This is a genomic window from Paraburkholderia fungorum (genome assembly GCF_900099835.1).
Taxonomy (GTDB): Bacteria; Pseudomonadota; Gammaproteobacteria; order Burkholderiales; family Burkholderiaceae; genus Paraburkholderia; species Paraburkholderia fungorum_A.
Genome location: NZ_FNKP01000002.1, coordinates 2,224,423 through 2,237,022 on the forward strand (window position 1 = coordinate 2,224,423; position 12,600 = coordinate 2,237,022).

General features: G+C 57.4%; 16 protein-coding genes. 13 read left to right on the top strand and 3 right to left on the bottom strand.

The annotated features are described in order from the left end of the window. Window positions 1-61 precede the first annotated feature (61 nt). The 3 genes from BLS41_RS25795 (at window position 62) to BLS41_RS25800 (ending at window position 3,334) form a co-directional block, all read left to right on the top strand. Complete coding sequence (locus BLS41_RS25795; RefSeq protein WP_074769983.1) at window positions 62-457, top strand: hypothetical protein; 396 nt, start codon at window positions 62-64, stop codon at window positions 455-457. Between the two features lie 616 nt (window positions 458-1,073). Further along, window positions 1,074-1,229 carry a hypothetical protein gene (locus BLS41_RS39155; RefSeq protein ID WP_171910309.1) on the top strand — a complete coding sequence of 52 codons (156 nt, stop codon included), beginning with the start codon at window positions 1,074-1,076 and terminating at the stop codon, window positions 1,227-1,229. A gap of 932 nt (window positions 1,230-2,161) precedes the next feature. Beyond that, on the top strand, window positions 2,162-3,334 hold the full coding sequence (locus BLS41_RS25800) for a helix-turn-helix domain-containing protein (RefSeq protein ID WP_143026362.1): 1,173 nt from the start codon (window positions 2,162-2,164) through the stop codon (window positions 3,332-3,334). A gap of 31 nt (window positions 3,335-3,365) precedes the next feature. On the opposite strand, the gene BLS41_RS25805 is transcribed toward BLS41_RS25800, so the two are convergent. The 3 genes from BLS41_RS25805 to BLS41_RS25815 are packed head-to-tail and all read right to left on the bottom strand — an operon-like array spanning window position 3,366 to window position 4,385. After that, window positions 3,366-3,704, bottom strand: coding sequence for a hypothetical protein (locus BLS41_RS25805; protein ID WP_074769987.1), 339 nt, complete (start codon window positions 3,702-3,704; stop codon window positions 3,366-3,368). Further along, a complete protein-coding gene (locus BLS41_RS25810; RefSeq protein WP_074769990.1) occupies window positions 3,701-4,015 on the bottom strand; it encodes a hypothetical protein in 315 nt (104 codons plus the stop codon). Before BLS41_RS25810 ends, BLS41_RS25805 begins: the two co-directional genes overlap by 4 nt. A gap of 13 nt (window positions 4,016-4,028) precedes the next feature. Further along, the gene (locus BLS41_RS25815) at window positions 4,029-4,385 is read right to left on the bottom strand and encodes a hypothetical protein (protein WP_074769992.1); all 357 of its coding nucleotides are present in this window, start codon (window positions 4,383-4,385) and stop codon (window positions 4,029-4,031) included. Window positions 4,386-4,533: 148 nt separating this feature from the next. Here BLS41_RS25815 and BLS41_RS25820 point away from each other — a divergent pair, with 148 nt between their 5' ends. From BLS41_RS25820 to BLS41_RS39160, 10 genes are all read left to right on the top strand, one after another. Then, window positions 4,534-5,337 carry a terminase small subunit gene (locus BLS41_RS25820; protein ID WP_074769994.1) on the top strand — a complete coding sequence of 268 codons (804 nt, stop codon included), beginning with the start codon at window positions 4,534-4,536 and terminating at the stop codon, window positions 5,335-5,337. Beyond that, entirely contained in the window at window positions 5,334-6,665 is a 1,332-nt protein-coding gene (locus tag BLS41_RS25825) for a terminase large subunit domain-containing protein (protein WP_074769996.1), read from the top strand. The genes BLS41_RS25820 and BLS41_RS25825 overlap by 4 nt, the downstream gene beginning before the upstream one ends. A 1-nt stretch (window position 6,666) precedes the next feature. Continuing rightward, window positions 6,667-8,118: a phage portal protein gene (locus tag BLS41_RS25830; RefSeq protein WP_074769998.1), complete on the top strand. Its 1,452-nt coding sequence runs from the start codon at window positions 6,667-6,669 to the stop codon at window positions 8,116-8,118. A 74-nt stretch (window positions 8,119-8,192) separates the two neighbouring features. Next, entirely contained in the window at window positions 8,193-8,813 is a 621-nt protein-coding gene (locus tag BLS41_RS25835; RefSeq protein ID WP_143026363.1) for a phage scaffolding protein, read from the top strand. A gap of 87 nt (window positions 8,814-8,900) precedes the next feature. Then, complete coding sequence (locus BLS41_RS25840) at window positions 8,901-10,259, top strand: hypothetical protein (protein ID WP_074770002.1); 1,359 nt, start codon at window positions 8,901-8,903, stop codon at window positions 10,257-10,259. A 77-nt stretch (window positions 10,260-10,336) separates the two neighbouring features. Then, window positions 10,337-10,534 carry a hypothetical protein gene (locus BLS41_RS25845; protein WP_074770004.1) on the top strand — a complete coding sequence of 66 codons (198 nt, stop codon included), beginning with the start codon at window positions 10,337-10,339 and terminating at the stop codon, window positions 10,532-10,534. 3 nt (window positions 10,535-10,537) lie between these two features. Further along, window positions 10,538-10,933 carry a hypothetical protein gene (locus tag BLS41_RS25850; RefSeq protein WP_074770006.1) on the top strand — a complete coding sequence of 132 codons (396 nt, stop codon included), beginning with the start codon at window positions 10,538-10,540 and terminating at the stop codon, window positions 10,931-10,933. Further along, on the top strand, window positions 10,933-11,577 hold the full coding sequence (locus BLS41_RS25855; RefSeq protein WP_074770008.1) for a hypothetical protein: 645 nt from the start codon (window positions 10,933-10,935) through the stop codon (window positions 11,575-11,577). The genes BLS41_RS25850 and BLS41_RS25855 overlap by 1 nt, the downstream gene beginning before the upstream one ends. Then, window positions 11,574-12,416 carry a hypothetical protein gene (locus tag BLS41_RS25860; protein WP_074770010.1) on the top strand — a complete coding sequence of 281 codons (843 nt, stop codon included), beginning with the start codon at window positions 11,574-11,576 and terminating at the stop codon, window positions 12,414-12,416. The genes BLS41_RS25855 and BLS41_RS25860 overlap by 4 nt, the downstream gene beginning before the upstream one ends. Before the next feature lie 8 nt (window positions 12,417-12,424). Continuing rightward, a complete protein-coding gene (locus tag BLS41_RS39160; protein ID WP_171910310.1) occupies window positions 12,425-12,598 on the top strand; it encodes a hypothetical protein in 174 nt (57 codons plus the stop codon). The last annotated feature ends 2 nt before the right edge of the window (window positions 12,599-12,600 follow it).

Here is a 12,600-nt window from a genome sequence, read left to right on the forward strand (position 1 = left end):
AATTACACAACCAGTTGTGCTCTCTTTGGTGGTTCCAACTACATATCGCGGCGGGGTTCAAATGGATGTGGTCAACGAAGGCAAAGTCATTGCGCAAAGCGAAGACCAGCGCATCAATGAATTCTGCGAGAAATGGTCATCATGGCACCGGTCGCGCAAGCTGTTTGCGCCTCCAGTTCCGAAGAATCTATTGGTGCGCCTCCAGAATTTGCCGGGCGGAGAAGTGCCAGATGCTGAATTGAGCGCAAGCGCGAGCTACTTCAATCTCGCACTCCTGGCGATGCCCGAAGGTCGACCGAAGCAGGCGTTCTACCTGTACTACCTCGCGCGCGTGCGTCCGGTGAAATTGTTGGCGGACGAATTCGACATCACGACCCAAGCGTTCTACAAGATGCTCAAGACGTTTCGGACTGAAACACATCGTGCCTATCACCGTATGTTGACCGGAAACCTTTAAGGTTTCCAACGTAGTGGTTTCCACTTTTGCCCATTTTCACTATGATTCCTGAAAGGCTGAATTACTGCGTTTAGCCGAAAACAAGCCCCGACAGTGAAAACTGCGGGGCTCTATTTTTCTCCGCCATGCGCTCAACTGCCCTTCCCTCTAATTGCTACGGCAATCCTGAGAACGTCTATGCAGCCAAGCAGGCGCGCGAGAAACGGCACGTCCAGCAAGAGGCCAAGCGCCCGATTCTGACGCTCAAGCGAAAGTCCAGTGAAGACTGGAGCGAAGCGAGGAAGCGGGCCGAAGAACTATTTACCCTGCCGCGGCCCGTTCGTGAGCCGTAACCCGCCCGCAGCCATGCAATGTGGCTCTTGCCGGGAGACCGGCCAGAATTCTATGAATAACGCACAGAATCTAATAGACAGCATCGAACAGGATTTGCAGCGCATGCGGATTGATGAGGCGCTGAAGGCGAGTCTAGTTTCGCGCCTGGATGAATTGAGGGCGCTGACGAAGTGAATCCGCTCCTGGAAACACTCACCTTTGGGCCACTGCTCGCGCTGAATTGACATTTGGCCTGCGCGCAAGTTCTGACCGCCTGGTGCGACATGCTGCTTGGAGAATCGGAATGACCGCTGATGAAGCAAGGGACAAGATCGATGGCGCTATCGAGCATATCGCCAAGGACATCGCGGACGGCCGGACGGTATCTCTGGAAGCCACTGGCGACCAGATTCGCGTGACGATCGATCCTCCAGTTATCTTGGCGTCAAGCGTGGATTGATCCCCTGCTTCCGCCGTCAGCCGATTGGCTCGGCAGCATGACACGGGCGACGGAAGCTTCTTCGATATCGCTATTTCGATATCGATCTTGTATCTCAAGGGCATCACTAGTTGGCGTAATGCCGGATTCGGTAGCCCTAGAGCATCTTCACGCATGGCGGCTCCGCGTATGCCAGTACGCGTCGCTGGCACGAGCCCACCTTAAAGGGTTGAGCCGCCAGTCGTGAGGGTGAATGCGCAGGCTGATGCGCTGTGATAGATGCGGTATGGCTTCAAGGCGTCGGGTGTATCCCAGGTCTTGGTTCTCATGGGCTCGAAAGAAACAAACCAAGCCGCTCAAAGCCTAATGCCGGGGATCAGCGCCGGCCGCCCTCTACTCTGTGACACCCCGCTAGCTTTGCGGAAGCACTGGAGCGGCTGAAATGGTTGGGCCGTTCGCGTCACTGGGGCGGACACGACGCCGAAGTAATAATCGGCCGCGTGACTGGCGTAACCAGTCCTCTCAATGGAAGGCGCAGTACGGAATTGGATTGGGTGGCGCCTACCCTCATGCCAGTTCCTTCCATTGAGGGTGAAACAGAGTCGGTCGCGCGTTCCGATAGGAAGCCATGGCGCTATGCGGGCCGAGCGCGGTAATCCTCGCCACTCCCCCTACTTGGCCCTTCGTCAAGTTTTAGCCGTCTCGCGCGGCTATTTTTATTGGTGCGACCGATGCCTAGAAAGAAGACTGAGGTAGTCGTCGAGCGCACGGAGATTTGCAAGAACTGCCGGGCAGTTGAGTCGACACGCGCTGAAGGATTGCGCTGCCACTTGATGCCACCGAATTTCGTGTATGACCCGGCAACAGGCCTGAGCAAGGTCGAGTGGCCAGAAGTGCCGCCAGATGGCTGGTGCATTCAATTCAAAGCACAATTAAGTTCGTAAGGGGAAACCGTGGCACGACAACCTGATCCGCGATTGCGTGAATTTGCCGATGCCCGGGAGAAAGAATTCCTCGAAGCAATCGAGAAGTACGGAAGCGCAGCGAAAGCCGCTCCGCACCTCGGCCTGCACAAGAGCAATGTGAGCCGCGCGATTCAGTCGCTGGAAAGGCGAGCGGCGAAGATGGGCTATTCGCCGCGGCACGACATGACGCATACGGTGCCCGATGGGTTCCGCGTCAAGGGCGTGTCGACGGCCTACACTGAAGACGGCATTGCCATTCAGTGGGTAAAGACAGAGCGTGACGGCAATCGGGCTGAGGAAATCGCCCGCGAAACGATTGCTGTGTTGTCGGAATCGGTTCAGGGAATGGCTCCGCTTACTGCGGCACCGGCCTACTCGCAGCCGGACATTCTTGCCGTGTACCCGTTCGGCGACCCTCATGTTGGCCTTTACACGTGGGCTAAGGAATGTGGCAACGATTTTGATCTGGAAATCGGTCGCAAGCTGACGCTCGGCGCAGTTGATCGCCTGGTAGCGTCTGCGCCGCCAGCAGAGACAGCGATCCTGCTGCTTCTTGGCGACGTGTACCACATGAACGATCAAACCAACCAGACGCCGGCGCATCGGCATCAACTCGACGTCGACTCGCGCTTCGTCAAAGTGTTGCAGGTCGGTATCGAGACATACCGCCACGCAATCCTTCGCGCGCTGCAGAAGCACACTCGCGTGATCGTGAAAGCCATTCCTGGCAATCACGATCCGCAAGCCATCTGGGCGCTAGCCTTCACGCTGGCGGCTTACTTCTCGAGCGAACCGCGCGTTGAGGTCGATCTAGGCCCGTCCAAGTTCTGGTATTTCAAGTTCGGCAAGGTGCTGCTCGGCTCAACGCACGGCGACACAGCCAAGCACGAACAGCTCGGCGGCATCATGGCATGCGATCGTGCTGAAGACTGGGGCGCTACAAAGCATCGCTACTGGTACACCGGCCATGTCCACTCCAAGGGCGTGAAGGAACTGCCTGGTGTCGTCTGTGAGTCGTTCCGGACGCTCGCCGCACAGGATGCCTACGCCGCAGGCCACGGATACCGCGCTGGCCGTGATATGTGCTGCATCGTCCACCACAAGGATCACGGCGAAATCGAGCGGCATCGGTGCGATGTGGGGATGTTGGAGGCGGCATGACCTGCGGGACTGTCGCCGCCCACATCAACTGTTAATCGATTCCAGACCGTCGCACCTTAACGTTGATTGCTCGCTTACCCGTTGCGTCAACGGATGTTGTCGGGCGATCAAACTTGACCGTGCGCGGGCGATCCTGATTCAGCGTCTCCGCAGCTTGCGCGAGACACTCCAGCGCGAATTGCTCTGGATACGTGATCTTGACATCGGTTTCCTTGCCTTCAACCTCGCGCGATCCAGCGATGAGATAGCGCAACCGACGTTCGCTAATGCCTATCGTCGTCGCAATCCAGAATTGCGATTTGCCGATACGGTCGACAAGGGCGCGGACGGCTTCAGGAGTCGGGTCGTAGTTGTCTGAGTTAGGTGTCATTTAAAGATGATCTCGTTGATGTCAGAAATAGCTTTCGCGCTTTGCTTGGCGTGTTCAATTGCCTGAGCTGCGACGCGGTCAGCGTGAACCCACGAATCGGCGATCAACTCGCGGGCTTCGAGAGGGGAAATCTTTTCGATGCCATTGTGCGGGACGAACTTGTAAAGCTGCGTGGCCGCATTGTTGATAAGAATGTATGCGTCGGGCTTGAAGTCGCCCGGCGTGGCAATCGCTGCTTTCACTTCGAGGGTCAGGAAGCCGACCTTCACCATGCTGCCGACTGACCAGTCTTGTTGAGTGCGCTTGATCATGGCTTCGCTCCGATTAATAGCCAAGCCATTCACGAACAGCAGACATGGTCGGCTCGACCACGGTCCAGTAAGGGCCGTAGAGTTCGCAGGCTGCATCCGGGAAGCCTTCGCCAGCATATTGCTCTTCAGCGAGAATCAGCCCAGTCGGCAGAATGCGCGCATTGACTTCGTGCTTTTCCATCGCGCTGACAAGTTTCACGGTTTGCAGATTGATGAACTCGCCGCAGCTAAACACTTCGCCAGTAGCCTCAAGCAGGTCACCACATGCGCGATTTAGGATGCGAATGTTGTGAGAGTTGCGGTCAACCTTGATAGCGGCTGCCATGCTGAGGATGCTGTCTTTGAGTGCTGCGACTTGAGCTGCGTTCATGATGACTCTCCGGGGTTCGCCTTCTGCAAGTGCAGCGGCATGACTGAATAATATGCGGCACAATGTGCCTCGTCAAGAGTTATTTAGGATATTTGTGCCTCATTTACCCTGAGTCGATACGGCACAGGTTTCCAATAAGCGGACAACTATGGCGCTGACAGACAAGCAGCGCCGCTTCGTAGACGAGTACCTCATTGACTTGAACGCTACGCAGGCGGCGATTCGAGCGGGGTACAGCGAGCGCACTGCGCGTTCGATCGCCCAAGAGAACCTGACAAAACCTGACATCGTTGCTCATTTGGCAGAGCGCCGGAAGGAGTTGGCAAGCAATACGGCAATCTCGCCCGAAGCTGTGCTGCAGCGTTGGTGGGATCTGGCAAACGTCGATGTCAACGAGATTGTCGAGTATCGTCGCCAGAACTGCCGTCATTGCTGGGGCATTGAGTTTGGATACCAGTGGACGCACGGCGAGTTCGAGAAGGCGCAGCGCGAGACCGAGGATGACGGCAAACCGTTGCCTAGCTGCGAAGGTGGCTTCGGCTTCGATCACAAGCGGGAGCCCAATCCACTCTGCCCTGAATGCGGCGGCGATGGTCACGGCAAGATCCATGTGCATGACACGCGTCGGCTAACAGGCGCCGCACGGCGACTCTATGCCGGCGTCCATCAGGGCAAAGATGGCCTGAAAGTTCTGACAGACGATCGCTTGAGAGCCCTGGATAACGTTTCGCGCATTCTCGGCGTCTACAACGACAAGCGCGATGACGACGGGAAGGCGCTGGCTGCCGAGAAACTGCGGCTTGAGAACGATCGGCTGCGCAAGAGTCTCGACGAAGAGATCAAAGCTCTGGAGATCGCGCGGCGGAAGGCCGAACTGGCTGCGATTGAGAAAGGCGGCGGCAACTCCAATGCTCAATTGCTGGCTGAACTGATATCGAAGCTCCCGTCATGACCACCGGCAATCTGATGCTGGACCGGCAGTTGGCGCGCTGGTATCCGCTCAAGGATCACCCCGTGCAGTTGGCGCTGCTTGACGCAGTTCCGAGCGGAATTCGTTTCCCGTTAGTGCCCGCGGGCCGCCGTAGCGGAAAGACCGAGCGCTTCAAGCGGTTCCTGATGAAGCAGGCTTACGCCTATGCCGGCATGTATTTCGCCGCGGCGCCGACCCATGCACAGGCAAAGAAGATTTTCTGGGACGATCTGAAGGCGTTCGCCCTGTGCTGCATGCACAGCCGGCGCCCGTCTGAGTCCGATCTGATCATCTATCTGGACAACGGCAGCGAGATTCATGTTATCGGGCTGGATAAGCCGCAACGGATCGAAGGTATTCCGTGGACCGGTGGCGGCATTGACGAATTCGCCGACATCAAGCCCGATGCGTGGGAAGCCAACATTCTTCCAGCGCTGAACACAGTCAATCCGACGATGCCTGACTATCGGGCCTGGTGCTGGTTGCTGGGCGTGCCGGATGGTCTGAATCACTACTACGACCTGTGCGCTCAAGCAGAGAGCGGTGACGATCCGAATTTCAAGGTATTTCACTGGAAGTCTGCCGAGATACTTCCGCTCGACGTCATTACCGCGATGAAGCGCGCGATGTCGGCCAAGCAGTTCAAACAGGAATTTGAGGCTTCGTTCGAAACCGCAACTGGCCGGATTTACGAAGACTACGACAAGCGCAACCACACTGGTGAGTCCATCAAGCCGCATGAGCAGCTGCTTTGGATGCACGACCAGAACTTTACGCCGCTATCGTCGGCGATCGGTGTGCGGCGCGACAACGGGCTTTATCTGCTCGACGAAATTGTCCTGACCAGCGCCATATCGAAGCAGTCGGCAACAGAGTTTGTTGAGAAATTCGCCAAACACGAGAACAAGAATGTGTTGATCTATGGCGATCCGGCCGGACGTGCTGGCGAAAAACATGGTCACGCGTCTGACTATACCGATATTGAAGGCGTGCTACGGGCGAACGGCTGGAGCTTTACGCGCAAGGTCAAAGCGGCGGCGCCGGCCATCAAGGATCGACAGAACGCAGTGCGCGCCAAGATTTGCACGGCTGAGGGCGCGCGCAGCCTGTTCGTCAATCCGACCACAGCCAAATGGTGCGATAAGGGACTTGCAACGGTCCAGTTGCAGGAAGGTTCAACGTTTCAGGAAGACCAGAAGAACAAGTACCAGCACATCACGACCGCAATTGGTTACTGCGTTGATGTCGAATGGCCGAGCATCAAGGGCACTGCAACACAAGTTGTCCATCTCCCACACATGAATCGCTGATATGTTCAAAACCCTCCAGAAAGATTTTCCGCGGGACAAGGACTTTCCCGACCGGACATTCCGCCTGCAGGTGCTTCAGCGCGTGCTGGATGGAACGATTTACGACGAACTGAAGCATGCGTTTGATGAGGAGCAGAACGACGCGCAGGAGTACATCCCCTTGCGTAAGCGCCGCCCGTGCGTGCGTTCTAATCTTTGCCGCACGGTAGTCGACGATTCCGTATCCCTGCTGTTCTCTGAAGGACATTTCCCTTCGGTCGAGCTAAAGGACGAGGAGCAGAAGCTCGCCCTGCATCGCCTCATCAAAGAGAGCAAGCTCAACGAGCTGATGATCGACGCCACCAGCAAGGGTAGCGTCGGCAGCGTGGCGATTCTGTTTAGGGTGCTGGAAAAGCGTGTGTTCTTTGAGGTAATGGGAACAGACTACCTGACGCCGAGATGGAATCCGAGGGCGCCAGACACGTTGCTGGACGTGACTGAGAAGTACAAGGTAAGCGGATCGGCGCTTGTAGCTCAAGGATATGAGATCAATGCACAGGATCTAGGCGCGACGTTCTGGTTTCAGCGCGTCTGGAGTGACGGGGCGGAATCATGGTTTGTGCCGTGGAAGGTGTCCGACGAAAATCAGGTGCCAGCGCTCGACAAAGACAAAACGGTCAAACACGAACTCGGATTCGTGCCTGTCGTGTGGGTAAAGAACCTGCCTGGCGGCGATGCCATTGACGGTAAGCCGACGTTCCCCAATGAAGCGATCGACACGCAGATCGAGATCGATTATCAACTCTCGCAGGCTGGTCGCGGGCTGAAATACACGTCTGATCCGACATTGCTTATCAAGGAGCCCGCATACGGCGAGAACGGCCCGGCAGTCAAGGGTGCCGCCAATGCGATCAAGGTCGGCGCTGAGGGTGACGCCAAGCTGCTCGAGATCAACGGCACGGGCGCTGCTGCCGTCCTCGAATACGTCAAGCATCTGCGAGAGATCGCTCTCGAAACGATGCACGGCAATCAGACAAGCCCCGAAAAGATGTCATCGGCGCAGTCCGGTCGCGCGATGGAGCTCATGCAACAAGCGTTGGTGAATCTGGCTGACCGGTTGCGAATCAGCTATGGCGAAGGCGCATTGGGAGAACTACTTTGCATGATTGCGAAGGCCTCGCAACTGTTCAAGCTGACGTTCAAGGACGGTGATCCGGTTGGCAAGATCGATCACAAGAGCGGCATTACGTTGCGCTGGCCGGCATGGTTCGCGCCGACGATGTCCGACATGATGAATCGCGCCACTACGCTGCATACGCTGTGCAATTCCGCACTCCTCAGTCGAGAAACCGCGATCAAGATACTGGCGGCCGAGTACGACATCGAAGATGTTAAGGCAGAAAAACTGTTGGCCGATGCCGACATGGCGCTGCGCAACGCTGCTGCTCAGGTGCAGGCAAAGATCAACGAATAACCGAATTACCCCGGCTTGATGCCGGATATCAACCATGGCCGCTCGATGCGGCCTTTTTCTTTTGTGAGGGCTAGATGCCTAATCTGCTTCGCCAGTTGATGTTGCAAACCCGCCTGATGTCGCCTGAAGGTGACGATCCAGCCGGCGGCGGTGGAACTCCACCGGTTGTGGCTCCTGTTCAGGGCAAGGAAGTGTTTTCGCGCGAATACGTGCAGGAGTTGCGGCAGGAAAACGCCAGCTACCGCACGCGCGCCAACGATGCCGAGAGGAAGGCTCAGGAAGCCGAAACCAAGGCGTTGAAGGCACAGGAAGAAGCTGACGCCAAGGCTGCGAAAGCTGCCAGCGATGCCGACGCCAAGGTCCAGGAAACGCATACAGCGGCCGATCAACGCATCATCCGCGCAGAACTCAAAGCCGAAGCCATCAAGGCTGGCATGGTCGACCTTGACGGTCTGAAACTCGCCGATCTGTCGGCAGTGAAGATCGACGAAAAAGGCGATGTCGTCGGCGCTGAGGACATGCTGAAGGCGCTGAAAGAAGCGAAGCCGTACCTGTTCAAGGAAGCAACCAGTTCCAGCAACCCCGGCACTCCGCCCGCAAAAGAAAAACCGAAGCCGTTTGACGCACGCACTGCTACGCCCGAAGAGCGCAAGGCAGAAGCGAAGCGTCTTGGTATCAGCATCAAAGAGCATTAAGTCGCGCCAGTAACGGCGCAACCCCGTGAGTCCTGACGACGAGGGGAAAGCAATCAATTCCCTTCTTTTCATCAGGACTTACACACCATGCCGTTGAATAACCTCCCGACCGCTCTGCAAAGCGCGATTCAGACCGGCTTTCTTGAGCATCAGTTCAAACTGCCGCTCAAGGCGAAGCTTGGCTTCCGTGACATCGCCGACCGCGAAGCGTTCACCGCGAACATCGGTGAAACGATCACCAAAACCCGTACCGGGCTGCTGCCGGCCGTTACGACCGCGATGTCGCCGGCTGCCAACAGCGACATCACCAGCGGCCTGACTCCGCAAAACTACTCGATCGAGCAGTACATTTTGTCGATCGCGCAATACGCGGCCAACATGCAATTGAACGTGGTGACGCAGCGCGTTGCCATCGCCGACTTCTTCCTGCGCAACGCCTACGCGCTGGGTGAGCAGGCGTTCCGCTCGGTCGATACGCTGGCCCAGCAGGCCCTGTACAACACTTACCTCGGTGGCAATACCCGCGTCCGCACGACGCTGGGCTCGGCCGGCACGACGATCTCTGTCGACGACATCCGCGGCTTCCAGACCACGTTCAATAGTGCCGGCCAGATGGTCACGGTGTCGGGTTCGAATCCGGTCAATGTGACTGTCGGTGGCGATGTCTACTCGCTCACCGGCTTTGCCGCTGACGGCTCGAACGTCTCGACCACGCCGGGTGGCGTCTCTGGCACATTGACGTTCTCCACCAGCGTGACGGTGGCAGACGGCACCGCAGCGCAGCCGGTCGTGTCGGCCGTTGCTCCGTACGTTCTGCGACCGAGCACGACGTCCGCCAATGTGATGGCCGCCACCACGGCTGCAATCTCATCGGCCAACGACATCAACAACGGCAAGTTGACGATGAACATGATCCTGAACGCCAAGGCGACGATGTCGGCCAACGGCGTTCCGGTCAGCAACAGCTCGGGTATGTACAACCTGTACATCGACCCGATCCAGGCAACGGGCCTGTACAGCGATCCGGCGTTCCAGCAGTTCTTCCGCGGTCAGGTGACGACCGAGGAATATCGCCGCGGCATCATCGCCGAAATGCTCGGTGTTCGCTTGCAGGAAACGAACCTCAACCCGGTTCAGACGCTGGCCGGTGTGGGCACGGTTCGCCGCGCACTGCTATGCGGTCAGGGCGCGCTGGTCGAGGGCGAATTCACTGCCGATGCGTACAACGCGGCGATGGAATCCGACGATGGCGACATGATTGCCGTGGTCGAAGGCATTGCCCACGTGACGCGTGAGCCGCTTGACGCGCTCAAGCAGGTTGTGACGCAGACGTGGTCGTACATCGGCGGCTTCGTTGTGCCGAGCGACATCACGACCACCGCCGCAACGATCCCGACCGCTTCTTCGTCGGCGTTCAAGCGCGGCATCATGCTCGAATCTCTGTAATCGAGTCAGGGACCGGGAGTAATCCCGGCTCCTTTTCAAGCCGCTGTTCGCGCGGCGGCTTCATAAAGGAGATTGATATGCCAAGACCCAAGCAGGAACCGGTTGTTGCTGAGAGCGGCGAACCCAAGGCCGAGCGTTTTGTGCTGAAAAAGAATCATGGCCTGCTGCTGCAGGGCCGATCAAGCCAGCACTTTTCCGCCGGCACAGAGTTCGATCCCATCAAGGATCGAGAACTCGTCTCTCAGTTGTTTCAATCCGGCGCTATCTTCGAGTAATTTATGGCCTTCGTCCCCTACACCTTCACAGATGCGCAACTGGTCGACGTCCGGCGCTTTTGTGGGTATCCGGCGTATGGCGACGGCGCTGTAGTATTCCCGATGCCGTGGATCATGCGCCAATATTTGGCGCTCGAATACCGGTTGCAACACATCAGCGAGAACGAAGGTGCGGTAGTCGTCAACACGTACCTCACGAACCTGACTACGCTGGAAAATGCGATCCCCGGCACGAGCGCAAACCTCGATACAGACGTCGCAGCGGTATGGACTCACAACAAAAACGAGTTACGCGACCGCGATGCCCTGTTCGATTCGTGGCGTCGACGTCTTTGCAACTTTCTGGGCATTCCTCCTGGACCGAATTTCGGCGGATGCTCTAACGCGTTGGTGGTCTGATGGACGCCGCCACCCTCCAGCAAAAGATCTACTCGGGCTATGGCAAAGCAGCATTGCGTATCGGCCCGGCCTACGATCTTTTCCGCCCGACATCGGCCATATCACCAACAGCGCAGCCGAACCAGATTGCCACTTTGAATGCGAGCTTCAACTCGCAGGACATGACGTACAGCAAGCCGAATGTGTATGGTAAGCCGCTCTGGTATGCCTTAGTCGACGGAACGCAGACGCAGGTTGGCGACTACCTGATTGGCGACGGTCAGACGTTTTTTATCGCCGCCATGCAAACAACGCTGCCGATACTGGCGGTGCAATGCACGAACACGCTGAACATTTTCCGGCCGCAACAACAGACGGCCGCGGGCGAGAATCCGTATGGCGGAACGGTCGACGAGAACCAGACCGAACTAATGACCGCGTGGCCTGCTTCTGTGCTCCAGGGCACCAAGGGAGAAAAGGACGGCGCGGTACTCCCGGGCGACGTGCGATTGCCGTGGTGGGCGATCCTATTACCCGCATGGCCGGGCGTGATCTTACGTAGCGCCGACATTATTACCGACGACATTAATCGCCGTTTCATCATATCGAGCGCTGAAATTACCGATCTGGGCTGGCGAATCACGGCGATGCAGGCGCAGACATGAGTGATATTTCCGATGTACTCAACGTCCTGACGACGCAATGCGCCTCGTTTGTGTATCCAAATGGCACCGGTCAACCATCCGTCTGCGGCAAAACCGTTCGCGTTTATCCCGGCTGGCCAACGTCATCGTCTCTCGATCAGGATCTGCAACTTGGCAACGTCAACGTCAGCATTTTTCCTGCCGGACCCGAAAAGAACGTCACGCGCTATCGACCAAAGCAGCAGGTTATGTCGATTGTGGAGGCGACGCTTTCGCTGACCGCTTCGGGCAATGTCGTGACAGTCGGCGGGGCGATGCCATCGCCATTCACGGCGCACAATCTGGCGCTGCTGGTGAACTCGATGCCGTTCATCTACTCGGCGCAGGCGACTGACACGCTGACGTCGATCGCCACAGGGCTTGCGACATTACTTGCGGCGGTGTATCCGGGCACCACATCCAGCGGCCCAGTTATCACTTTGCCGCCAAACGTCCTGCCCCTTGTTGCGCGCGTGGGCACATCCGGTCTGGTGACAACTGAGTGGGAGCGCCAGCAGCAGCGAGCACAAATAACCGTCTGGGCGCCAGAGCCTACATCCCGCAACCTGGTTTCTGCCGCGATCAAACAGGCGTTCTCTCAGATTGCCTTCGTCACGATGCCGGATGGTTATGGTGCGCGCGTGCAAGCTGCGGGCGGCTCGTTTTCAGATTCGCTGGAAAAAGCAAAAACATACCGTCGAGACCTGTTTTACGAGGTCGAATACGCGACGACCGTCAGCGAGAAGATCGCCACTGTCGTTGCCACGCAAGTCACCTTCGAGACGCAAGACGGCGTTCCGATCATCACACGCACTTATTAGGAGCCGACATGGCTGACGAGAAGCAAGCGCCGGTTGTGCCGGCAAATCCTGATTTCTACCTGGTCGTTGTCCATCCGTTTGGCGATTATCGCCGCGGCGACCCGATCGCCGATGCCAACGAAATCACCTCTGTTCTGGACGGCGACAACAAGCATCACGTCCACAAAGTTTTTCCGCAGTAATC

Coding starts and splice junctions, on each gene's coding strand:
- BLS41_RS25825 (WP_074769996.1), top strand. CDS start 5,334: ATGACCACCGGCAATCTGATGCTGGACCGGCAGTTGGCGCGCTGGTAT.
- BLS41_RS25795 (WP_074769983.1), top strand. CDS start 62: ATGGATGTGGTCAACGAAGGCAAAGTCATTGCGCAAAGCGAAGACCAG.
- BLS41_RS25805 (WP_074769987.1), bottom strand. CDS start 3,704: ATGACACCTAACTCAGACAACTACGACCCGACTCCTGAAGCCGTCCGC.
- BLS41_RS25820 (WP_074769994.1), top strand. CDS start 4,534: ATGGCGCTGACAGACAAGCAGCGCCGCTTCGTAGACGAGTACCTCATT.
- BLS41_RS25850 (WP_074770006.1), top strand. CDS start 10,538: ATGGCCTTCGTCCCCTACACCTTCACAGATGCGCAACTGGTCGACGTC.
- BLS41_RS25810 (WP_074769990.1), bottom strand. CDS start 4,015: ATGATCAAGCGCACTCAACAAGACTGGTCAGTCGGCAGCATGGTGAAG.
- BLS41_RS25860 (WP_074770010.1), top strand. CDS start 11,574: ATGAGTGATATTTCCGATGTACTCAACGTCCTGACGACGCAATGCGCC.
- BLS41_RS39155 (WP_171910309.1), top strand. CDS start 1,074: ATGACCGCTGATGAAGCAAGGGACAAGATCGATGGCGCTATCGAGCAT.
- BLS41_RS25835 (WP_143026363.1), top strand. CDS start 8,193: ATGCCTAATCTGCTTCGCCAGTTGATGTTGCAAACCCGCCTGATGTCG.
- BLS41_RS25845 (WP_074770004.1), top strand. CDS start 10,337: ATGCCAAGACCCAAGCAGGAACCGGTTGTTGCTGAGAGCGGCGAACCC.
- BLS41_RS25815 (WP_074769992.1), bottom strand. CDS start 4,385: ATGAACGCAGCTCAAGTCGCAGCACTCAAAGACAGCATCCTCAGCATG.
- BLS41_RS25855 (WP_074770008.1), top strand. CDS start 10,933: ATGGACGCCGCCACCCTCCAGCAAAAGATCTACTCGGGCTATGGCAAA.
- BLS41_RS39160 (WP_171910310.1), top strand. CDS start 12,425: ATGGCTGACGAGAAGCAAGCGCCGGTTGTGCCGGCAAATCCTGATTTC.
- BLS41_RS25830 (WP_074769998.1), top strand. CDS start 6,667: ATGTTCAAAACCCTCCAGAAAGATTTTCCGCGGGACAAGGACTTTCCC.
- BLS41_RS25840 (WP_074770002.1), top strand. CDS start 8,901: ATGCCGTTGAATAACCTCCCGACCGCTCTGCAAAGCGCGATTCAGACC.